This is a genomic window from Actinomadura miaoliensis (assembly GCF_039536785.1).
Lineage (GTDB): Bacteria > Actinomycetota > Actinomycetes > Streptosporangiales > Streptosporangiaceae > Spirillospora > Spirillospora miaoliensis.
The window spans coordinates 20,542-42,062 of the sequence record NZ_BAAAZG010000001.1; the positions used below are offsets into that span (position 1 = coordinate 20,542).

Here is a 21,521-nt window from a genome sequence, read left to right on the forward strand (position 1 = left end):
GCGCCTCCATGTTCAGTGGTTATCAGGCCAGTTGTCATACCACGCCTCAGGTCCCCACAACCCCCAGCCTTGCTCCTGCGAACGATACCACCAATGCAGTTGAGTATCTTCCGAGCGCATCTCGTTCGTCACACCCTGGTTCCATATGTTCCGATGCAGGTCAGTTCCAGCACCCCGGTGCACGACTTGGTCGAGCTCGTGAATCGCAGAACCAGGCATCTGGTCAGCGTGATGAATCTCGAGCCTGTCTCCAAGCCGCTGCGGACGCAATCCGCGAGTCGCTCTGCCGATATCTGCGCGAGTCCAAGGACCAATAGCTCGAATAGGAGCATCAGCTGGCCCTGCTCCGGTTCCAGGGGAACAGTTACACGTTACGCCGGGCGGCGTATTACCGCAGTTGTGGACCAGAACCGAAGCGTCGCCGGCTTCTACATAGTACGTGTGATCTGTATCGACCGTCAGGTTGTGGACGCGCTGGTCTGGCTTGCTCCAGGACTCGATCGCGGTGATCTGGACGTAGGTGCCGGCGCTGGTACGCAGCCACATCCCGGGCTTGAGATCGACGGCCTTGGTCCAGCGGTTGATGTCACCGGCCACCCAGAAGGGATGTTCGTCGGTGGCGATCAATGTGCCCGGGGAGGTTTTGGCTTGCGGAGACTTCGCGGGCGAGGCCATTTCTTCGGCTGTGCTGGTGCGGGTTGCCCAGAATTTTTGGCCGTGCTGGTCGACGCTGATTGTTACGAGGTTCTTCTTCCCGCGGCTCGTGATGGTGTCCGTGACGGTTCGGGGTTCCGTTTTTCCTGTCTTGGGGTCGCTGGCGAGGACTTTGTCGCCCACCTTGACCTTGTTGATGGGCTTCTTGGTGCCGTCGGCCATCACCACGGCGGTTCCGGGTACGAAGCTGCTGCGTCGGCATGCCTTCAGCAGTTTGGAGAGCCATCTGGCGCCCCGGGGAAGTTTCGCCGCCGCTGCGCCTGGGATGGGCGGGCCGACGATGGCGCCGATGGTGTGACCGGCCTTGTAGTAGGGACTGTCACGGTCGACGTTGACGCCGGGTATCTCGACCTTGGGCGGCTTGAGCGGCTTGGGTGGCTGTCCCACGTTGGGCCTCGCCGTGCCGGAGGGGTTCAGCCCTTGGCCGACGAAGGCGCCCGCGCTCTGCTTCAGCTCGTAAACCTCGTTCTGAATCGCGTTGGCGGCCGCATACGCGGCGTTGACGGCCGCCTGCAGCATTCCTTCGGCGAGGCCGACGATCTGTTCGGGGAGGTTAGTGATCAGATCTTTGGTCGTCGGTGCCTTGGCACCACAGGTGATAGGGCTGCGGATGCACGGCGGAAGCGGGATGAGACCGTCCGGGTCGCTGAGGGTGGCGGGGTTGTTGTTGCCGTAGGCGTAGCCGTTCATCTGCTGCGGGTCGGCCGTGTCGATGAGCGGGTCGACGGAGATGAAGCGGCCGTTGTTCGGGTCGTATTCACGGGCGCCCAGGTGGGTGAGCCCGGTGGGGTCCTTCGTGCCGCCCAGGAAGCCCTTCTGGTCCGGCCAGGTGTCCTCTTCGATGGCGCCGCGTTGCTGGCCGAAAGGGGTGAAGCGGCGGGTGATGGCCTTCTGGTCGGCGGTGTTGACCGCGACGTGGGCGGTGCCCTGGTCGTCGTCGGCGAGGTGACGTACGCCGGTGGCGTCGCGCATGGCGACGGTTTTGCCGTTGTGGACGTAGTAGCGGGTGGCCGCCGCGTTGGGGGAACCGGTGGTCGCGCGGACCTCGGTGCCGGGCAGGTAGAGGGTGGCGCCAGTGAGGTCCTTGCGGATCAGGCGGTTGCCGTCGGCGTCGTAGACGAAGCGGACGGTGGTGTCGCCTTCGGTGACCTGGTCAAGGTTGCCTTCGCTGTTCCACACCAGGGTCTGGGTGGTGTCGCCTACGGTGCGGGTGGTGGGGTTGCCGACGGCGTCGTAGACGTAGTTCTCGTCGTTGGTGTCGGGCCCGGTGATGGGGTTGGCGCCGGTCTGGTCGACCTTGCCGAGCATGTGGCCCTTGACGCTGGCATCCACGCCCGGGTCGCCCTGGTAGCGGTACTCGCGCGTGGAGGTCAGGGCGCCTGTGGGGTTGTAGAACTCCTCCTTGGCGCGGCTGCCGTCCGGCTTGTAGGTGTAGTGCATCCGGTAGGGCGCCGGGCCGGAGGACGTGGTGGGAGTCTGCGGGCAGTCGGTGGCCGCGACGCTCCACGCGTCGGTCAGCCGTCCCAGGTAGTCGTACTTGAAGCACTGGTTGTCGGTGCCGGCGTTGGAGACGTCGGAGATGCCCAGTACGTTGCCGGCGTCGTCGTACCTGTAGGTGGCGTTGCGATCGCTGCCCGCGACGTTCTCCCTGTAGGTGCGGGACGTGGCCAGGCGCTGAGTGCCGTACTCGTAAGTGAGGGTGTTCCAGGTCCGTTTGTTCGCAGCGCCGAGTTCGACCAGTTTGGGTTTGCCGGTGGGGGTGTAGTCGGTGAGGCCGACGTAGGTGGCCAGGCCGCTGGTCAGCCGAGTGGGGCGCAGGTAGTCGTCGTAGCTGTGGGTCAGGGTCTCCTGGGCCAGCCCGCCCACCGCTGGGAGCACGTCCTCCTTGAGAGTGCCGTCCAGGTTGTAGGTCTGGGCGTAGGTGTAGGTACCGGCCAGGGCGCCTTCGGAAGCGGGGATGGTGACTGCGGTGGATTCTGGCCGGCCCAGGACGTCATAGCCGCCGACGCTGTTGACGTAGTTGCCGTTGTCTGTGTGCCGGGTGGCGGCTGCGAGCTTGCCCTTGCCGCGGGGAGCGGTGTCGTAGGTCCACGACGTCAGTAGCTTCCCGTTCGCCGCTCCCTCCCGGGTCTCGGTGCGGCGGCCGAGCCCGTCGTAGAGCTGGAAGATCGTCTTGTCGCGGGCGTCGGTCCTGGATCTGACTCGGTCGAGGTCGTCGTAGGTGAACGTGGTGGTGTCGGTATCGGGATCGGTGGTCTCGGTGTTGCGGCCTCTCAGGTCATAGGTGTTGGTCCACGTCTTGCCGGACGGGGCCTGCACCCGGGTCAGGCGGCCGGCCGGGTCGTAGCCGTAGGTGGTGGCGTCGTAGGTGCCGGACGGACCGTCGCCGTGGTACTGGCGGCGTTCGGTGACTTGGCCGCGGGCGTCAATGATCTGGGCGGTGGGGGTGCCGCCCTGAGGCGGGTCTACGGCGGTCCAGTTCCCGCCGTAGCTGATGGTGGTGCGCCATTTTTCTTGGATGGTGCCGTTGCCGATGAGGAGACGTTCGACGGTCGGGCGGCCCAGCCCGTCGTAGGAGTAGTGGTTCTGGGTTTCGACGTTGCCTGGGGCGGTGACGCCGAACAGCGTGGCTTCGGGGGCGCCGCTGGCGGAGTAGGTGGCGTAGGTTTTGGCGACCTTGCCTCGGGGGTCGTAGAAGGTGTCGGCGATCAGACGGCCTTCGGAGCCGGGCGCCTGGGTCTGGCGGGGGCGCAGCAGTCCGTCGTAGAGCGCGATGGTCGCGCGCTGGCCGTTGCTGTTGGTGAGGGTCTTTTTGGTGACCGCGACGATCTGGCCGTCGGTGATGCGGTAGGTGTACTCCAGGTTCGGTTTGTCGTTGGCGGTCTTGGACCGGTTGGGCAGCCAGACCTTCTGGAGTCGGCCGAGCGCGTCGTATAGGAGGTCGGCGCGCAGCGGCCTGTTGTTGGCGTCGACGTTGTTGTTGTCGACCTTGGCGATGGGCAGGCCCCAGGCCGGGTCGAGGTCTTCGGTCGTGGTGAGCCCGGCGGCCCCGGGATTCGGAGGTGGCGAGGTGACGGCGACGCGCGTGGCGAGTCCGTTTGTGTTGGTGTAGCGGGTGGTGGTGGTCTCGTTGGCGGCGTTGGTGACCGTCAGACGGCGTCCGAAGGTGTCGTAGGTGGTCTTGTCGGCAATGACGTAGGTGGCCTTGGTGCCGTCGTGCTCGGCGATGCGTTCGGACTGGGTGACGTTGCCCTTGGTCGGGGCGTCGCCGAAGCCGCCGTTGTCATAGAACGCTCGCGCGTCGGCGATGACGTGCTTGGAACGGTCAGGTTCGGTGGCGCAGGCGACCGAGACCGTCTCGACCCGCGACTGGTAGGCGACCATCCATTTGTCGACGTTGTCGGCGTAGCTGGTGCGGGTGCATCTGTCGTCGGCGCTGGTGGCGACGTCGCCGAGGTCCTCGACCTGCTTCACACGGCCGACACGGGAGAAGTCGGTTTCGTACTCGCTGGTGGTCTTGGTCTGCCGCCAGGTGCCGCCGTCCATCGCGGTCCAGGTGCGGGAACTGCCGACGCGGACGGCGTTGGCGGTGACGGTGCCCCAGGAGCGAGTCCGGGACGCGGTCTGGTGCCGCCAGGGGACGTCGACGGACTTGGCATGCACCGCTCCGCCGGGCTCGGTGTAGTTGACGGTCTTCAGGACGAAGCCTTCGAGCGCCTCGGCGTCGGTGTGGGTGCCGCCCTCACCGTCGGGGACGGTGACGGTCTTGCTGCCGCCGTCGGGACCGGCACGGTCGCCGTGCATACCGCGCAGGTAGAAGGTGTCGGTCTGGCTGGAGGGGGCATCGAGGCTGCCGGTCTTCACCCGGACCTGGCCGTAGCCCCGCCACTGCGACCAGGTCTTGAACTTCTCCCTGGTCAGGCCGTCGTCGTCGTCGAAGTGCCAGGCCGCACCGCCGATGTACTCGTACTGGGTGGCCATGTCCGGGGCACCGCCGGTGCGGTCCTTCTGCACCACGGAGGTGACGACGTACTTGTTGAACCAGTCGGTGTACGGCGTCGTCTGGCCCGGCAGGTGCCAGATGGAGGGGAAGCAGCGCTTGGTGTTGGTGTGCGGTGTGGGCGGCGCCGCACGGGAGCACTCCTGGGTGGAGTAGTTGATGTCGAGCTGGCCACCTGACTCGTCGTAGATCCTGCTGACCCGGTAGCGGGTGTAGGGGACGATGCCGTCGTTGGCCTGGTCGACCCGGTTGGCGCGGGGCACGTGGTTGAAGGTGACCTTCGGCAGGACGATTTTCTCCTCTTCGCCGGTGGGTCCGGCGTGCCCGGCGTGCTCGATCTCCTTGAGGAGCAGGTCCCGTTCGTCGTTGACGGCGCCCCACTGGTGGTCCAGGGTCCAGGAGTCGACGTCGCGGTAGCCCCAGCCGGCGCCACGGTTGTACTGGGTGGTGACCTTCTTGAGCCGGTAGCGGGACCAGAATGTCGGGGAGGTGGAGCCGTGGCCGTCCTTACATTCGGTGCCGGCCTCGCAGTTCATGTCCCAGGGGACGTCCCACCACCGATCGGGATTGGCGTCGATCTTCTCGGGCGCGCAGTCGAAGGTGGCATCAGGGATGCAACGTTCGGCCTTGTCGAACACCACTCGGGCGGGTGGGGTGGTGGCGAAGACGTTGTTGGCGCGCAGTCCGTACTCGATGCTTTTGAGGTAGCCGCCGCGGGTGTAGGGGGTGGCGTCGGCAGGGTTGAGATTGCGGCCGTAGTGGTTGGTCTCTTTGCCGTAGTAGTAGGCGATGGCGTTGTCGTTGGGGTCGACGACCAGGTCGAGGTTCCACCGCCATGCCTGCTGGCACCAGGAGTCGGCGAAGCCTGACGCGTTGTGGCAAGGCTCGTCAGCGTCGTCGCCGAAGACCGGGACGGTCCAGGTGGAGTTGGTCTCCTCGCCGCCCGACCCCCAGCCGGGCAGGCGGTTGAGGCCGAAGTAGTAGCGGGTGCCGTCGGTGGTGGTGACCTTCCAGTACTCGCCCTCGGCCGATCCGTCGCCGCCGTGGTCGCCGTTGCCGGTGTCGGTGGAGAGCAGGCGTTCGAAGCGGGTACCGTCGTCCTTCTTCAACCGCCAGGTGTTGTCGGCGGCCTTGACCAGTTCGCCGCCCTTGCCGTTCCAGGTGACGGTGGCGTTGTCATAGCCCCAGCACAGATCGCCCGGTGGCTTGCCTTCGGCGTTCTTGGGCGCGCCGTCGTCCTCGCAGGACTTGTAGCGGCGTTCGATGAACCCCGGCCACAGGTCGAAGCCCTCGCCGACCCAGGAGGGTTGACTGTTGGTGTTGCCGGTCCGGCCGTCCACGCTTTGCGCCGAGTAGCCCAGCCCGATCGACGGAGACAGGTCCCCCGGCACCGGGACGGCGCGCATCGGGTAGTTCCAGGTGAAGTCTCCGGTGTTGCCCGAGGCGTCCCAGGTCGCCGAGGGTTCCAGCTGGGTGGCGGTGTAGTCCCCTTGCGAACCGGCCGGGCCCGGTGCCGCCGCCAACACCACCGGTGCCGCCGCGCCGGTGTCGACGTCGGCGGTCAGCGTCTTGGCCTCACCATCGTTGGTGGTGGTCAGCGGTGCGGAACGGCGGCATTCGGTCTTCTGCGGTGTGGTCACCGCGCACGCGGGCAGCTGAACAAGCCGCAGTCGAGTGCCGTACGCTCCGCCGAATGCCTGGGCGAACCCGGAGTAGTCCAGCCGTACCCCGACCCGGCCAGCGGCAGCCTCCCCAGCGGGAGCGACCGTAAAGACGAGTCCCTCCACACCGGCGCGGCGCGCGGCCTGACGGTCAAGGACCTCGACCCTGGCCTTTCCGGTCATCGCCGGTCGCGACCGCGTACCCTTCGGCGCGGGGCCTGGCGCTCCGATCCACACCGGCAGATCACCGGCCCGAGCCAGCCCGTCCGCCGCGGTCACGCGCTGTGTGGAGCGGGTACCGCCGTCGAGGATCACCTCGGCCGCGCCGGCCTTCGGCCAGGCAGCCTTGGCTGCGGGCCCAGGTTTGGCAGCCGGATCGCTCGTGCGCGGGCGAACCTTGAGCCCCTTGCCCTCAACGACGCGTTCGCTGTCGCCCACCTTCGGGCGCTCGGAGTTCGGCGGATCGGCCTGCGCGGGCGGCACCGAAGCCAGCCCCACGGCGAGCGTGACCGACAGCCCAAGCGCAATCGCCCGCAGCGTCCTGCCGATGCGCAGCATCGGACGTCCGCCCCGGCTCATCGAGCCACCACCTGCACCGGCATCCGGCCCCTGCGCCACGTCTCGTGTGGCGGCCATGAGCCCAGCAACAAGCGGCTGCGCGCCGACGGCAGCGGCGGCCAGTACGGCGTCGCCGGGATCGCGGATGACAGGCACAGCGCTGGGGAGGGGGGCACGCGCATCTCCTCAGTACGGAGGAGCGTGCGGCACACAGGGCTGCGCATGACACACGCCACTCACCGATTGATCACGTGCAGAATCCGATCTCCCGGCACAGTTGATCAAGCCCCTGTTCTGATCACACAGCGTCACGAGATCAGTAGTCGCAGGTCACCTTCGAACAGGTGTCCAAGCTTGACACCGTGCCAACCAAACGCGGTTCTTACGCGTCCGCGCGCATACGCTGACCACTTTTGTCACTGTTTGCACGGATTGAAACAGGTTCCTTACCTGCTTGTTCTTTCGCCGGAAAAGTGTGAGGATCACGCGGCGAGAGGATCAAGATCAGGGAGAATCCGCGTGGCAGCATCACTCTCGTCCCGCCCGTCGCCTCGACGCCGGCGCTTTCTGCGGCCACTAGCCCTGCTCGGCGGCGCCGCCTTGACCTTGGCGCCCCTTGCGCCCGCGTCCCCATCCTCGGCCGACACCGCGCCGGGCACGGGAGAGCCGCTCACGATCACAGCCGATGACCTTCCGACCTGGCAGACCGATGGGGTGGTGTGGTCGATCGCGATGGTCGGTGACACCGTCTACGTCGGCGGCAATTTCGACTACATCCGCCCGCCCGGCACCGCGCCCGGCGACCCGCAGCAGCAGCCCCGCAAGAACCTGGCCGCCTTCAACGCCACCACCGGGCAGCCGCTGCCTTGGAACCCGGTGGTGGAGGGCACGGTGTTCACCGCGACGACACCGCAGACCGACTGCGACTCCCTGGGCAACGACCAGTGGATCTGTGACGCTGTCTGGGAGATCAAGCCCTCCCCCGACGGCAGCAAGCTCTACGTCGGCGGCGACTTCGCCAAGATCAACGGCGAATGGCGCAGCAAAATCGCGTCCTTCGACCTGCCCAGCGGTTCACTCACCACGTTCAAACGGGCCGTCAACAGCCGCGTCAAAGCACTGACCGTAACTCCGAGCACCGTGTACGCGGGCGGCTACTTCACCGCCGTCGACGGCATCGCACGGCAACGCCTGGCAGCCTTCAGCACCACCGACGGTTCCCTGACCTCCTGGGCGCCCACCGCCGACCGCAGCGTCCACGCCATAATCACCACACCGGACCAGACCCGTGTCGTTCTGGGCGGAGACTTCAACCGCATCAACGGCAACCCCCCGCACGGCATGGGCGCCGTCTACACCGATACCGGGGCCAGCGCACCCTGGGCGACCGGAGTGGACTACGTCTCCGACACTCGGCGGTCTTGGGTCACCGACCTGGTCAAGGACGGCACCACCATCTACGCCAGCGCCAACGGCGAAGGCACCTTCGACGGACGCCTCGCCCTCGACCCCACCGACGGAACCCAGCGCTGGATCGACAACTGCCTCGGCGCCACCCAGGCCATCACCCTGCTCGACGGCATCCTCTACAGCGGCTCCCACGCCCACGACTGCAGCAGCCAGCCCGACGGCTTCCCCGACCTCGCCAGCCAGTTCCCCTACCAAAGGCTCCTTGCCGAACCCGCCAACCCCTCTGGGGACACTCCCCCGATCCTGCACTGGTTCCCCAACACCAACGGCGGCGCCACCACCTACAACCAGGGCCCCCGCGCCATGGACAACAACGGCACCCACCTGTGGGTCGGCGGTGACTTCACCAAGGTCAACGGCAAGGACCAGCAGGGCCTGACGCGCTTCGCGTCACTGGCCGCCGGCGCGGACGTCAACCCACCCGAGCTGATCGCCAAGCCCCAGGTCAGCAAGCCCAACGGCACCACCGGCACCCTCAAAGTCGACTGGAAGCAGACCTGGGACCGCGACAACAAGCACCTCAAGTACGAGGTCATCCGCGACGGCACCACCGTGGTCCACACCACCGAAGCCGACTCCCGCTTCTGGGACCTGCAGACGATGACCTTCACCGACACCGGGCTGGCCCCCGGCAGCACCCACACCTACTCCGTCCGGGCCATCGACCCGTTCAACAACCGGATCCGGTCATCGGAAAGCGCCCCCGTCCAAGCCGGCTGACCACCCGCACCCGTCCTCTTCCAATCCCAATTCGTTTGCCGAGGCCCTCATGTCGCTGTCCCTGGGCACCCGTTCGCGCGTCCAAGCGCGGATCGCGCTGTCACACGCCCTGACCGTCCTGCCCATCAGGCTCATCATCACCGTCCGGGACCGCCACGCGGCCGCCTCCGGCAGGACCCGCCCGGTCTGGGGCACGGCCGCCAAGATCCTGCGTCACCGCCCGCTCTCACCGCTCACCGACTTCCAACTGCCCGACAACCGCGACATCCGGCTCACCGCCGTACGGTCCCGGCTGGCCCAACTGCTGTTCTGGTACGGCGAGAACGGCTACGAGGGCGCCGAAACACGCTGGTGGCGGACGCTGTGCGGGCAAGCCGTCAACATCCTGGAAGTCGGCGCGAACATCGGCTACTACACCGTCCAAGGCGCGCACTCCGCACCGAACGCCGCCTACACCACGGTGGAGGCGAACCCCGAAGCCGCCGGGATCGTCTCCCGCAACGTCGAGCTCAACCAGCTCAACAACGTCAAAGTGATCCAGGCCGCGGTCGTCGGCGACGACGCACCCGCCACCATGGAACTCGCCCTGCCCGACCAGGAGCAGTACGCCGCCCCCACCGGCGCCTACCTGGCCACCGGCACCGAAGGCATCCACAACCGCCCGGCCGGAACCTCGGTCACCGTGCCCACCGTTCCCATGAGCCAACTCGTCGGCGGCGTGGACCTGCTCAAACTCGACATCGAGGGCTACGAGGCCAACGTCCTGGAATCCGTCCAGCCCTGGCTGCAGTCACAGCGCCCCACCATCGTCGTCGAAGTCCTCAAAGAAGCCCCGCGCCTGCGCGCCATCATCCGCGAACTCCGAGCCGACGGTTACGAAGTCCGCGCCATCGGCGAACGCGACCTGCACGTCATCACCGACGACGAACTCAACGCCGACGCGCCGCTCCCCCCTACGGCTCACGCGACGTCATCCTCATCCCCACCGAAAAACTCCACACCATCGAACCCGGCTCCGCGCCTACGGGCTCCGCCTGACGACCGCCGCCTCCACACCAGCACCCCGACGCCCCCAAGGACAGCCACAACGGCAATCACCACACCACCGAACGAAACCAGCGAACCGCCTCCGCGAGTGCTGTCCGCCGCCTCCCGAGACGCCTCCTGGGGCTGCGAACTCAACGAGGGCGATGGAGAAACCGATGAAGGCGGCGAAGCAGAGGCCCCATTTCCAGCCTTCCCACTTCTGCGCTCGGCAGGTTTGCTCACCGACTCCGAAGGAAGAGTGGTTCCGACAACTTGGAAGGGCACCTCTCCAGTCAACGTATCCCCATCTCGTGATGCGACGCTGTAGCTGACAAAATAACGGCCAGTCGAGATACCGGGAAACATTCGCTGCCGGACTGTTTTTCCACTGACCGTCGGCTTCCCCATCTCCAACTGTCCACCCACGTCATCCCGCACCTGAACGCGCACCCGAGCAGGCTCCAGCGCAGCATTGAAAACCAGCTTCACCTGCTCACCAGGATGCCATTTCTCATCCCGACCCGGATCGCTCGTCACCAACCTCAGAGGCTTGGCCGCGACCGATCCTGTCTGCGCGCTATACGCAGCCGCCGGTGCAGCTACCCCAGCCGCCAGCAGCAGGGTTCCGAGCCCCCCAATCCCCAAGCACCACTGAAGGCGAACAGGCCGACCGCCCATCATCGCCCCAATCTTCAGACAGAACAAAGTTGCCCTACCGATCCTACAACTCCAAGGCCAGAACATGAAGATCACCTCGAAGAGCATCACGACCGTCTGACACTGGTTCCCTCTAGGCATCTCTGCACTGCCCCATAGTCCGCAAACAATACCGATTACAAGTAAGGCACATTCTCCGCTTTCCATGTTCTACGCCCCAATATCTTTCCATGCTCTACGCCCCCCAATACTCGGTACAGCGGTTCACCAGTCGGGACGGCAAGGGAATGCGCGAATGGCTGCGTCGACACCTCAACGTGCCCCACATAGATGCGTTCATGACGCAGACGGTCGCTCGGCGGCCACGGTAGGGGGCGATACAAGATGGCACTGGGGGTGGTACGCAAATCAGGGTAGACGTGGACGCGGCGGCACTTTGTGGTGTCCGGCGGCACGGGATATTAACCGCCGGGTGTTGAGCTGTTGAGGCCGCTCCTCGGCATCCAGGTCCATGGAGGTCACAGGCGGTCCTGTCCGGTACTCCACCCCATCGACACGGACCAATGGCGACTGGCGCTCCAGCTGCCTGCGCTGGCAACTATGATCTTGTTCGCCGTAGAATACCTGCCAGACTGAGGGGAGCATGGGGAGCCAATCGGGGAGCCACCGTGGTTGGACTCACCCAGACCCTCCGCGACTCCCCCGAGGTGTTTTCAGAGGTGAGAAACTCCCCGATCGACTCCGACCGACCTTGATCGACCTGTCTTCTGTGCCTGGGGGTCAAGGGGTCGTGGGTTCAAATCCCGCCGTCCCGACAGATGCGGAAGACCCGCCGACTAGGGCATCAGCCCAGGTCAGCGGGTCTTTGTGCGTCCGGCTCCAGTAACGGGCGGGAAGATCAGACCGCCCGGAGGTGGGGACCAGATGGGGACCTTCGGTCACTCAGATGCAGGCTCAGCGCCTCCCCCGCCTCGGTGATCGATCGCATGTCCGGGTGCCGGGGGCGTTCTTGGGCCTCAGGCCCGCCATGGATCGACAGAACGACCGGATGCGGGCCCGGCTCGTTGGGCCGGTAAAGCAGGGCGTGGATGCGTCGGCCGCTGAACGCCGTGTAGGTGACGGGTTCCGGGTCAATGCCGTCAATGACGTGCAGCGCCGGGGGACGCGTGTCGGTCAGATACCGAACTCCAGTCCCTGGTTCCAGGACGGCGATCTCGCTCGGCCGCGTCGCGGAGTCGATGAGGACAACTACTGGGGCGGCGGCCGGGGCCAGCGCCAAGGCGGTGACCACTCCCAGCGGCAGGTCGGGCAGAGGAAGAGGTTCCCCCTGGTGGGTGGCGTGCAGGATGGAGCGGCCGTCCCGGTTGACCACCCACAAAACCGTCTCGTCGATTGCATCGATGTGCTCGACGTCCCACTCATGCTGGGCGATCGGCTCCAGCGTCCCATCGTCAATGCGATAGCGGGCGGCGACCTTGAACTCGCCCCATGCATCAGTGATCAGGTAGAAGCCTGAGGAGTCGGTCATCCAGGGGCCGGGCTCGTACAGCCCGTCACCGAAGGCTACGGTGACGCACACCGGCTCTGAGCTCTCTTGCAGGTCGATCAGATAGGCGGCGATGTCGCTGTTGGACCGAAAGCCGGCGGTCAGCAGCCATCGTCCGTCCGGTGAGATCCCCACCGGTTCGAAGACGACTTCGGGTGGTGGGATGAAGCGGCGCTCGCTGTCGTCTGCCGTGTCTCGGACGATGATGTCCTGGACGGTCGAGTCGCGGTCATTGGCGGCGTAGGTCAGGTAGCGGCCGTCCGACGAGAAAGGTGATGCAGCAAGCACTCGTTGGCATTCCGGTCCCGTACTGATGTCTTCCAGGATTTCGTCGTCCAGGCCGACGCGGTAGAGGCGGTATTGCTCGTCGCCTTCGCGGTCGGCGGTGAACAGCAGGCTCTTGCCGTCCGGCGCCCACGCGATGCGCCTGACCGCTTGGCCGTGCAACCGTGTCAGGCGACGTGCTGCTCCCCCGGCGACGGGACGAGCCCAGAGGTCAAAGTGCCCGTCCACGTTGCTGGAATAGGCCACAAGGGCGGCGTCCGGGGACAGCGCGAGCGTGGGCTGGAAGCTTCGCCGAGGGACGAAGTCGCGATAGGCGGGCATGACAGCCTTTCGAGGGGTGCGGGGGTCATTTGATCCAGCCGCGGCGTACGGCTGCGACGCCGGCGGCGAAGTGGTGCTCGAAGCCGAGCTTTTCGCGGATGGCCATCGAGTGCCGCCGAACCGTGGAGAGGCTAACGCCGGCTCGACGCGCAATCTTGGCGTCCGGCAGCCCCTCCACCAGCATGTTCAGAATCTGGCGCTGGATGGGGGTGAGGGGCTCTCTTCACTGACGGCGTCGAAGGGCACCGCGCGTTCCCAGAGGCTCGAAGTACTCGCGGAGCGCCCCGACGATGACGGACGAGCGGATCAGCAAGGCGCCTGTCATCCCGGTGGGGGTGAGCGGGAGCAGCGCGATCGCCTCGTCGGCGAGTTTCATCTTCATGCCGATCCTGGGCAGAAGCCGCGCCTCTTCTCCGCCCTCCACGGCAACCTCGATCGTCTTCACGCCGACAGGGTGCTCGGCACAGGCGGACTCGTAGATGGCTCGGCAACGCACGGCGCCTTCGAATGAGGGCGGGGGCGGTACTGCGGTGAGTTCGTCCATGGGCCGCTCCACCGACTGGTTGTCCAGCGTCATCCAGTCGGTGCGGGCGGCGCTGATCAGTGCACGGGACACCCGGCCGATCTCATCCCGGTCAGTGATGATCTGTACCAGCCGGTCGACCGATCCGTCCACCACGGGTCCTGGCGAGGGATGGGTCTCCGCCATCCGGCACTGCCCGGTCAGAAGGCGCTCCTGCTCCGTCACCAGCCGACGAGACAGGTCGGCCAGCGTGCCTTGGAGCGCCATGTCCGGCGGCACGGGCACGAGACGCGGTGGCAACCCCGGCCCGGAGGACTGGACGTGAGCCATTCCGGCGCTCTTCAGCGCCTCGACCTGCTCGGAGCCACCGAGCAGGTCCGCTGCCTCCTCATGCAGGCACCCGTCATGTGCGAGCAGTCGCGTGTAGAGGTTCAGCAGTTCGTCCGGGACGATGTCCTTCAGAAGCCTGGTCGCCCTCTGCTCTGCCTCACTGCAACCACGAGCCACCTCGAGCACAGGGGGTAGCCATAGCCGTCCGGCGTGTTACAGAACCTGGCAGTGAGTGTTTGCGTCAATGAGCAGAAGTCGTCAGTCGCATCTGCCGAAGCCGCTGGCCGTGAGTCGTCGCGGTTGCAGCGCTTTCAACCTCGAAGTCGCACCTCGTTGAGTTGATCACTTGTCTTCATAGCGCGTTTTGATCATGCCGCTGACCTGCGTCGTCCGGGTTTCATCGTGGCTCGTCACCACGAAGCCACACTTGGAGGTGCCCATGAAGGCCCTTGCCCGCGCCTGTCACCGCAGCAGCCAGACGACCAACCGCAGACGCCCCGGACGTCCGGTCTGCGACTCCGCCACCAGCCTGGCGGATCTCCCTCCCGCTCCCTGCTCTCCAGCACCGCACCGCGAACGTACCCGGGGGCATCTCAGCCTCACGACAACCGCTCCTGAACTAGGGTGTGTTTCGAAGTCCGCTGTGTGACGGTGTGTCGTGACCGCTAAGTAGTGAGGTCTCCGGTAGAGGGTTTCTCGACCAAGAAGAACCTGAACACCGGAGACCTCGTGACCACCCTAGCGGTGACGAGGCGGTTCGACCTGACCGATGAGCAGTGGGCGTGGCTGGAGCCGCTGCTGCCAGTCGCCAGAAAGCCGGGTCGGCCGTCGAAGTGGACGAAACGGCAGCTCATCGATGGGATCCGGTGGCGGGTGCGGGCCGGTGCGCCGTGGCGGGACGTACCGGAGTGCTACGGCTCCTGGCAGGCGGTGTACGGATTGTTCCGCCGCCGGCAGCGGGCGGGAGTGTGGGCGCGGATCGTCACCGGCCTGCGCGATCGCGAACTCCGAGCGGCGCAGCGTCCACAGCCGGCGCAGCGCCCGCACGTCGATGAGCCGGGCGACGGCGACCACGACGATTGCGGCGAGCGCGGCGGCCAGCAGGTACTTCAGGACCCCGGACAGCGCCGCCAGCAGGATCGCGACCACGGCCGCGCACACGAGGCTGGGGATCTGGCTGCGCGACCCGGTGGCGTCCATCGCGGCGGTGCGGGACGCGCTCGCCCCGACCGTGATCGACTGGGGGAGCCCGGCCCCGATGTTGGCGAACCCGAACGCGCGCAGTTCCCGGTCGGCGTCCAGCGGGTAGCCGTGTCGCCGACGCCCTCCGCGACGCCCACCAGAGGGAGCCGACGCCCCAACACCCGACCAATCCCGCCCCGGCCCCCGGGCCCACTTGATTTTCAGTACACGGGTTTCCGGGAGCCCTGGTCGCTTCGGTGTCCTGTCGGTTCCTGTAGGGCGATCGCCGCGTCGTTGTCGGAGACGTCGCCCGCAGTAATCCCTTTTGTGCATCACCACAGCCCGCTGTCAGTATGAGGCTCATGCCTCACCCTCTTGACACGCTGGACTGGCCGATTTTCACCGAACGACTGCTGTTGCGCCGGGCTGCCTCCGACGACCTGGACGCGACCTGGGCCTACCGGCGACTGCCGGAGACTTACGAATGGGTCACGGCCGCCACAGAGACCTACGACGACTACCGTGAGCGTTTTCTCGATGAGGAGCGGCTCGCAGACCTGCTCATCATCGAACTGGACGGCACGGTGATCGGCGATCTGACGCTGCAGGTGCAGGACGCTTGGGCCCAGAAAGAGGTCGCTGACCAGGCGAAAAGCGTCCAAGGAGAGCTCGGGTGGACGCTCGATCCCGCCTACGGCGGCAAGGGCTACGCCACCGAAGCGGTACGCGCCCTCATCGACATCTCCTTCAAGAGTCTTGGCCTGCGCCGCCTGCACGCGGACTGCTTCTATGACAACGAATCCTCGTGGCGGCTGATGGAGCGGGTCGGGATGCGCCGCGAACAGCACACGGTGAGAGACTCACTCCACCGCACCAGGGGATGGCTCGACGGTCTCTCATACGCGCTCCTGGCCGAGGAATGGCCCGCTCACGAGTGATTGAACAGCTGGGCCCAGCGTGGGCTACCGCTCGCCCTGTGCCTCCGGCCGGGCCTCGGTCAGGGCCTTGTGGACGACGCCGACGCAGACCTTGACGCCGGCGGCGATGGTGCGGATGGATTCCCCGCGCTCGCGGCGGGCCAGGATCGCGGCGCGCTTGTCGTCATCGACCACCGGTCGGCGGCCGCCGACCGGCCGCGGCGGCGAGCCGCCTCCAGGCCGTCCTTGGTCTTGCGGACGATGACCACGGCGCCGATCCTCGGCAAGAGATCCGCACGCAGCAACTGGTGGGCCGCAACTGTTCTGGTGCCCCGCCTGCCAGCTGCCCGCCTGACCGGCAGCTCGCCCCTATCGGGTGATCAGCCAGTCGGCGATGTCGGAGATCACCGCCGGGTCGACGTGCTGGGCTTTGAGGTAGTCCGCGGGCGTGGACGGGCCATCTCCGGCGAAGAACAGATGGTCGGCGGCCTCGTACACCCGGATCGTCACATTTGCACGATGCCCGAGGCCCGCTTCCCAGCCCGCCAGGTCATCGGCGATCGTCACCTGGTAGTCGCGGCCGCCCTGCAGGATGAGCATCGGTACGTCCAGCGCTGACGCCTCCGCGACCGGGTCGTAGGCGCGCAGGTCGAGCCAGTACGAGGCGGGCAGTCCGAACAGCAGGTCCTCGGCGGGCGTCTCGGGGGTCAGGCCAGGGCCGTCGACGACCGCGGCCTGCCGCGTGATCTGCTCCACCGCCGCCTGCGCGGCCGGGCTGGGATCCAGCGAGGCGAGATGGCCGATGACGCGTATGGCCGCGTGCTGCATCGGCTGCGTGTCACCGGCCATGATCACTAGGCCGGCCACCGACGGCTCGGCGGCCGCGACCCGTGGCGCGACCTTGCCGCCCATGCTGTGGCCAAGGACGAACACCCGCGCGGGATCCACGCCCGGCTGATCCTGGAGGAGGGTGACAGCCGCGACGGCGTGCGGGACGTACTCCTCGGTCATGGTGGCGACGGGGTTCTGCGGATGGGCGAAGGTCACCTTGTCGAACCGCAGCACCGCCACGCCCCGGCGTGCCAGCCCCCACGCGATGTCCTTGAACGGTTTGTTCGGCCCGCTGGTCTCGTCGCGGTCGAACGGCCCTCCGCCGCTGAGCAGCACGACCCCGGGCCAGGGCCCTGCCCCGTCGGGCAGGGTCAGCGTCCCCGGTACGGCGAGGGGGCCGTCCCCGACCGTGACGTCGTGCTCGTGGAATGTCTCCACCCCATCCTCCACCTTTCTCATTTTCTGGAAAGGTAGCACATGTGAGAATATAGGCAGGGTGGACGTGTTGGAGCTGATGGCGCACCCGGTGCGGTTGCGGGTGGTGCACGCGATGAAGGGCGGGCGGACGCTCACCACAGCAGAGCTGTGCGCGCGGATCCCCGACGTCTCCAAGGCCACGGTCTACCGACACATCGACCTGCTCGTGGCCGGGGGCGTGCTGGAGGTGGCCGAGGCGCGGCGGGTGCGCGGCGCGGTGGAGCGCCACTACCGGCTCCGGCAGGACGGCGCGGTGATCAATCCCGACACGGCCGGGACACTGTCGGCCGACGACCACCGGCGGGCGTTCGCGGCCGCGATGGCGACCCTGCTCGCCGGGTTCGGCGCCTACCTCGACCGGGACGAGGCCGACCCGGCCGCCGATCTCGTCGGGTACCGCCAGCATGCGCTGTGGCTCAGCCAAGATGAGCTCCGCGAACTGATCGGCGAGCTCCGCGCCGCGATAGAGCCCAGACTGGCCAACGAGCCCGCCACCGGCCGCGCGCAGTACCTGCTCAGCCCGATCCTGTTCCCGACCGAGACGGGCTAGTCCAGAATGGCGCGCAGGACGGGCCCGTCGGGAGCGATCAGGACCTCCAGACGCGCTGCAGGGAAACGTCGGCACCTGCCAGCCACTCGACCATGACGGTGCCCATGCGTCCCGTCCCGATCACACAAGCCGGGTGAGTCGCCGCCGCATTCATCACCAGATGCATGGCGCTCTCCACGACGATCTTCATGACGTGAGCCATGCCCGTCGCAGGAGGCGCTCCGGCGGTCGACCGGTCCGGCCACGCCGCCCGGGGAGCGAGATGCTCCCGCGCCCACACCACATAGCGGGTGAGCTGCAGGGCCACTGCCAGAGCACTTCCTCGGCCAGCTCGCCGACCGCCTCGATCAGCTCCTTGATCGAGACCTCGTCATTAAAAGCGAGTGGGGCAAGCCCGTCGAGCGGACTCCCGATTGGCCACGACCAGATGCACAATCTCGCGGGGGCACCGAAGGCGGACAGCGAGAAACCCAGTTACGACGTCCAGGTCGGCCAGCACGCCTGGTGATACTCGACGATGTCATGCTGCCGCGCCTGCAGGTCAGCCAAGGCCCGGGCGACCGTGCCGGTGCACCATGACCGCGCGTACGCGGGGAGAATCCCCCGGAGAAGGACGATCACCTTCGCGTCCCGGGGACCATCCCCGCGCGCGAGGAGCACTACTAGGGTTAATTGGTCATGGCGGGTGGGGTGTCGTCAAGGCCAGGCCGGTGGCGGATGGGCAGCCGTCGATCACGTCGGGGTAGTGCTGGATCACCTTGAGACGGTGCTTGACCATGCCGGTGAGGTTCAGGTGGTGAGGGTCCGGCGGTGAGAATCATGGTGTTGTCGCCGCCTCGCCGCCTCGCCGCCTGGGGCTCCGGCCCCATCTGCGACGCTGAAAGCCCCCGTCGACGCGCGCCGCGTTAGTGGGCCTGGTGGAGTCGGCGTAGCGCGGATGGTCGTTCCGGGCGACAGCCGCCGCTGAACACCAGCCCGGCCGCCGTTGAGGCGCCAGGTCCCGGCGGGATGAATTCGGCCGGGAAGCGGTTCTTGTGGTGTCTACCTGCCAGCGCTGCCGGAACAGCCTCTCGCATTGCAGTCAGTGCCGCGGAGGTGACGTGTGCGATGCGGCGACGTCCGCGCTCGCCGAGCACGTCGCTGGAGAGTTCTCGTACTCGGCGGCGAGGCGGATCAGCTCTTCGAGTCGATCGTGCGCCCTGGTCAGGGCGTCGATCTTGCCCCGGATACGGGCACGCTCGTCCGTGAGTCGGCGTGTCATCTGCGGGGTCGCGACGAGGGTGTCCAGGAACGGGAGGATCTGCAGGATCGCCTTACTGGTCAGACCGGCCGCGTAGAGGAGCTGGATGAACTTCACCCGCTCAACGGCAGACTCGGGGTACTGGCGGTGGCCGCTGGGGCTGCGGTCGGCGATGACGAGCCCCTGCTCTTCGTAGTACCTCAGCGCACGGACGCTGACTCCAGCACGTTCGGCCACCTTTCCGATGCGCATGGCACCTCCCGTGCAGTCCGGCCTTGATCCTCACGTTGACGTGAGGATCTAGCGTACGTCTTATGAACATTCACGGAGCGACTGCGCTCGTCACCGGAGCCAACCGCGGCATCGGCCGCCACCTCGCCGCCCAGCTCGTCGAGCGAGGCGCGAAGGTCTACGCGACTGCCCGTCGTCCCGAGTCCATCGATCTCGACGGCGTCGAGGTCCTCGCCCTGGACATCTCCGACCCGGACTCCGTCGCGGCCGCAGCCCGCGTAGCGGGCGATGTGAACCTGCTGGTCAACAATGCCGGCATCGGAGGCGGCGCCCTGCTCGGTGACCTGCAGGCGGTCCGTGCTGCGCTGGACGTGAACTTCTGGGGCACGCTGTCGATGGCCCGTGCCTTCGCGCCGGTCCTCGCAGCGAACGGCGGGGGCGCGATCGTGAACATGGCCTCTTCGGCGTCCTGGTTCGTCTTCCCCGGCAGCAGCGCCTACGCGGTGTCGAAGGCGGCCGTCTGGAGCATGAGTAAAGCGCTGCGCCAGGAACTGGCCGGTCAGGGCACGCTCGTCACCTCAGTGCATCTTGCGATGGCCGACACCGACATGACGAAGGGCTACGACATGCCCAAGATGGACCCCGCCGATGTCGCCCGTATCACCCTCGACGGTGTCGAGGCCGAGGCGCTCGAGGTGGTCGTCGACGAGTTCACCGAAATGGTCAAGGCATCGCTGAGCAAGGACCCGCGGGAGTTCGACAAGCAGTTCCACCAGTTCCTGAACGCCTGACCGCACCCCATCCCCTCCCTACAAGGTGCGGAACGCACCCGGGCGCTGAGCGATGTGGCCGGAACCCTGCTGTCGCAGGCACCCGCCCCGCCGCGGGTGCGGGCGGCGGCGTTCCGGATGCTCGCCACCCTGCCCGGCGTCAAGGCCGAGGGACGGCGGCCGACCCGATGGGCCGTACCGGAAGGGTGATCTCCCTAGCGCTGGCGACGACCGTCCCGCTCGGCCTGTACACCGCGCCCAAGCAACTGGGCACCTACCAGCGTCAGTGGATCATCGATCCGGTCGGCGGGCGCCTTCTGGCCATCCGCGACCTGGTGGCCACGCCGCCGCACGGCAGCCGGGCCCGCCCGCCGGGAGACGACCGACGGCAAGCCCCGCCGCCTGGAGGCTGCGGACATGCCGGACCGCTTCCTGAAGACAGGCAAGGTTTCCTCGTATCAGGTGTTCGCCGTGGCGGAGTGGACCAACACTCCACCGAGGTAAGCCCCACTCCACGAGCCGCCGTGCCCACCTCGCCGGGCACGGCGACCTCCGGCTGTCCGGAGCGCCGGTGTTCCGAGCCTGATCCGCTTGGTCCGTTGAGACCGGGGCAGCAGCCTGTAGCGATCCCGTAGCGGCGTCGCGGCTTGTTCCGTAAGGGGATCCCCCACCGGAACACCGTTCGGCCGGCTGTTCCTGCAGACCCTGGTGATGGTGGCGGAGTTCGAGGCCAACCTGGGGCACCTGCGCACCCGCGAGGGCATGGCGCTGGCCAAGAGAGGAACGGCAAGCTCAAAGGCAAGCAGCCAAACTGCCCGAGTCCGCGCGGCGTTCCATCCGCCGCCGCTACGCCGAAGGCGAGGTGTCGCTGGCGGATCTGGCGACCGAGTACAGCGTTGGCCGCTCCACCATCCACCGCATCATCCACGGGCCGCCAACCCCGCCGCCCTGACGCGGGACGAGCCGTCGACCGGCGTGCGGCCGGCTCCCGCCCATCCCCCAGACCGAAGGAGAGCACCGTGTTCGATCAGCAGGAGGAAGGACCGGAGTTCGGGTACGCGGTGGACGCGCTGTGGTCGGCGCGGGACTGGGAGGTCGAGCAGGTCCGCGTCGTGCTGTGCGCCGCGGGCTGCGCGGAGTTCCCCGCCCGTGCCGGGTTCTCGGTGGAAAGCCACGACCCGCTGACCGTCGGGATCTGCGACGACTTCACCGACCCCGCCCGGCCGGTGGCCGCGCGCGCCCGCGCCGCCCAGGTGCTCACCGAGGCCGGCTACCGCATCGAGCCGCACCCCTACGACGAGGAGTTGCCGGCGGTCCGGCCCCCGGCCGGGCAGACCCCGGCCCCGCCGGCCCGCGGGGAGCGCGGGCGGCACTGCGTCGAGTGCGGCCAGCCCCTGACCCCGGTCGAGGCCGCCGCCTCCCGAGCCCACCGCTGGCACGGGCGGTGCGCCGACTGCCGGGCCGAGCAGCTGGCCCGCAGCGCCGAGGCCGCCGACCAGGACTGAATGGTCC

Annotated in this window: 16 protein-coding genes and 3 pseudogenes; 9 read left to right on the forward strand and 10 right to left on the reverse strand. The window is 67.3% G+C overall.

All coding sequences use genetic code 11. The annotated features are described in order from the left end of the window. Positions 1 to 12: 12 nt before the first annotated feature. Positions 13 to 7,089, reverse strand: a complete 7,077-nt coding sequence (locus tag ABD811_RS00080) for an RHS repeat-associated core domain-containing protein (protein ID WP_344938932.1) — start codon at positions 7,087 to 7,089, stop codon at positions 13 to 15. A 558-nt stretch (positions 7,090 to 7,647) separates the two neighbouring features. On the opposite strand from ABD811_RS00080, the gene ABD811_RS00085 reads away from it, so the two are divergent. Then, the gene (locus tag ABD811_RS00085) at positions 7,648 to 9,123 is read left to right on the forward strand and encodes a hypothetical protein (RefSeq protein WP_344938935.1); all 1,476 of its coding nucleotides are present in this window, start codon (positions 7,648 to 7,650) and stop codon (positions 9,121 to 9,123) included. Positions 9,124 to 9,172: 49 nt separating this feature from the next. Next, positions 9,173 to 10,477: an FkbM family methyltransferase gene (locus ABD811_RS00090; protein WP_344938938.1), complete on the forward strand. Its 1,305-nt coding sequence runs from the start codon at positions 9,173 to 9,175 to the stop codon at positions 10,475 to 10,477. Positions 10,478 to 10,479: 2 nt separating this feature from the next. Here the strand turns inward: ABD811_RS00090 and ABD811_RS43755 are convergent. The 4 genes and pseudogenes from ABD811_RS43755 to ABD811_RS00105 all read right to left on the reverse strand — a co-directional run. Next, positions 10,480 to 11,013, reverse strand: a pseudogene (locus ABD811_RS43755) (hypothetical protein); the annotation flags it as partial. Between the two features lie 691 nt (positions 11,014 to 11,704). Then, on the reverse strand, positions 11,705 to 12,958 hold the full coding sequence (locus tag ABD811_RS00095) for a S9 family peptidase (RefSeq protein ID WP_344938941.1): 1,254 nt from the start codon (positions 12,956 to 12,958) through the stop codon (positions 11,705 to 11,707). A 25-nt stretch (positions 12,959 to 12,983) separates the two neighbouring features. Continuing rightward, positions 12,984 to 13,163, reverse strand: a complete 180-nt coding sequence (locus tag ABD811_RS00100; RefSeq protein WP_344941021.1) for a LuxR C-terminal-related transcriptional regulator — start codon at positions 13,161 to 13,163, stop codon at positions 12,984 to 12,986. Between the two features lie 18 nt (positions 13,164 to 13,181). Next, positions 13,182 to 13,997 carry a hypothetical protein gene (locus ABD811_RS00105; RefSeq protein ID WP_344938944.1) on the reverse strand — a complete coding sequence of 272 codons (816 nt, stop codon included), beginning with the start codon at positions 13,995 to 13,997 and terminating at the stop codon, positions 13,182 to 13,184. Positions 13,998 to 14,555: 558 nt separating this feature from the next. Between ABD811_RS00105 and ABD811_RS43760 the strand changes: the two are divergent. Further along, a pseudogene (locus ABD811_RS43760) lies at positions 14,556 to 14,732 on the forward strand (transposase); the annotation flags it as partial. Between the two features lie 84 nt (positions 14,733 to 14,816). Here ABD811_RS43760 and ABD811_RS00110 read toward each other — a convergent pair. Continuing rightward, positions 14,817 to 15,326: pseudogene (locus ABD811_RS00110) on the reverse strand (SulP family inorganic anion transporter); the annotation flags it as partial. Between the two features lie 29 nt (positions 15,327 to 15,355). Here ABD811_RS00110 and ABD811_RS00115 point away from each other — a divergent pair. Further along, positions 15,356 to 15,931 carry a GNAT family N-acetyltransferase gene (locus ABD811_RS00115; RefSeq protein ID WP_344938951.1) on the forward strand — a complete coding sequence of 192 codons (576 nt, stop codon included), beginning with the start codon at positions 15,356 to 15,358 and terminating at the stop codon, positions 15,929 to 15,931. Positions 15,932 to 15,955: 24 nt separating this feature from the next. Here the strand turns inward: ABD811_RS00115 and ABD811_RS00120 are convergent, their stop codons facing one another. Continuing rightward, entirely contained in the window at positions 15,956 to 16,105 is a 150-nt protein-coding gene (locus ABD811_RS00120) for a hypothetical protein (RefSeq protein ID WP_344938954.1), read from the reverse strand. A gap of 174 nt (positions 16,106 to 16,279) precedes the next feature. Next, positions 16,280 to 17,200, reverse strand: coding sequence for an alpha/beta hydrolase family protein (locus tag ABD811_RS00125; protein WP_344938957.1), 921 nt, complete (start codon positions 17,198 to 17,200; stop codon positions 16,280 to 16,282). Between the two features lie 37 nt (positions 17,201 to 17,237). Between ABD811_RS00125 and ABD811_RS00130 the strand changes: the two genes are divergently transcribed. Next, positions 17,238 to 17,768, forward strand: a complete 531-nt coding sequence (locus ABD811_RS00130; RefSeq protein ID WP_344938960.1) for a helix-turn-helix domain-containing protein — start codon at positions 17,238 to 17,240, stop codon at positions 17,766 to 17,768. Between the two features lie 37 nt (positions 17,769 to 17,805). Here the strand turns inward: ABD811_RS00130 and ABD811_RS00135 are convergent, their stop codons facing one another. Both ABD811_RS00135 and ABD811_RS00140 read right to left on the reverse strand, forming a co-directional pair. Further along, positions 17,806 to 17,958, reverse strand: coding sequence for a hypothetical protein (locus ABD811_RS00135; protein WP_344938963.1), 153 nt, complete (start codon positions 17,956 to 17,958; stop codon positions 17,806 to 17,808). Positions 17,959 to 18,849: 891 nt separating this feature from the next. Beyond that, positions 18,850 to 19,260 carry a MerR family transcriptional regulator gene (locus ABD811_RS00140; protein ID WP_344938966.1) on the reverse strand — a complete coding sequence of 137 codons (411 nt, stop codon included), beginning with the start codon at positions 19,258 to 19,260 and terminating at the stop codon, positions 18,850 to 18,852. A 62-nt stretch (positions 19,261 to 19,322) separates the two neighbouring features. Here ABD811_RS00140 and ABD811_RS00145 point away from each other — a divergent pair, with 62 nt between their 5' ends. The 4 genes from ABD811_RS00145 (at position 19,323) to ABD811_RS00155 (ending at position 21,514) form a co-directional block, all read left to right on the forward strand. Then, positions 19,323 to 20,030: an SDR family oxidoreductase gene (locus ABD811_RS00145; protein ID WP_344938969.1), complete on the forward strand. Its 708-nt coding sequence runs from the start codon at positions 19,323 to 19,325 to the stop codon at positions 20,028 to 20,030. A 54-nt stretch (positions 20,031 to 20,084) separates the two neighbouring features. After that, a complete protein-coding gene (locus ABD811_RS00150) occupies positions 20,085 to 20,219 on the forward strand; it encodes a hypothetical protein (protein WP_256863446.1) in 135 nt (44 codons plus the stop codon). 652 nt (positions 20,220 to 20,871) lie between these two features. Further along, a complete protein-coding gene (locus tag ABD811_RS43765) occupies positions 20,872 to 20,961 on the forward strand; it encodes a hypothetical protein (protein ID WP_425549340.1) in 90 nt (29 codons plus the stop codon). Positions 20,962 to 21,028: 67 nt separating this feature from the next. Then, the gene (locus ABD811_RS00155; RefSeq protein WP_344938977.1) at positions 21,029 to 21,514 is read left to right on the forward strand and encodes a hypothetical protein; all 486 of its coding nucleotides are present in this window, start codon (positions 21,029 to 21,031) and stop codon (positions 21,512 to 21,514) included. Positions 21,515 to 21,521: the final 7 nt, after the last annotated feature.

What these genes read in the sequence shown, in the direction of transcription:
- ABD811_RS00090 (WP_344938938.1), top strand. Translation starts at nt 9,173, where the DNA reads ATGTCGCTGTCCCTGGGCACCCGTTCGCGCGTCCAAGCGCGGATCGCG.
- ABD811_RS00095 (WP_344938941.1), bottom strand. Translation starts at nt 12,958, where the DNA reads ATGCCCGCCTATCGCGACTTCGTCCCTCGGCGAAGCTTCCAGCCCACG.
- ABD811_RS00135 (WP_344938963.1), bottom strand. Translation starts at nt 17,958, where the DNA reads ATGAAGATCGTCGTGGAGAGCGCCATGCATCTGGTGATGAATGCGGCG.
- ABD811_RS00140 (WP_344938966.1), bottom strand. Translation starts at nt 19,260, where the DNA reads ATGCGCATCGGAAAGGTGGCCGAACGTGCTGGAGTCAGCGTCCGTGCG.
- ABD811_RS00145 (WP_344938969.1), top strand. Translation starts at nt 19,323, where the DNA reads ATGAACATTCACGGAGCGACTGCGCTCGTCACCGGAGCCAACCGCGGC.
- ABD811_RS00125 (WP_344938957.1), bottom strand. Translation starts at nt 17,200, where the DNA reads ATGAGAAAGGTGGAGGATGGGGTGGAGACATTCCACGAGCACGACGTC.
- ABD811_RS00115 (WP_344938951.1), top strand. Translation starts at nt 15,356, where the DNA reads ATGCCTCACCCTCTTGACACGCTGGACTGGCCGATTTTCACCGAACGA.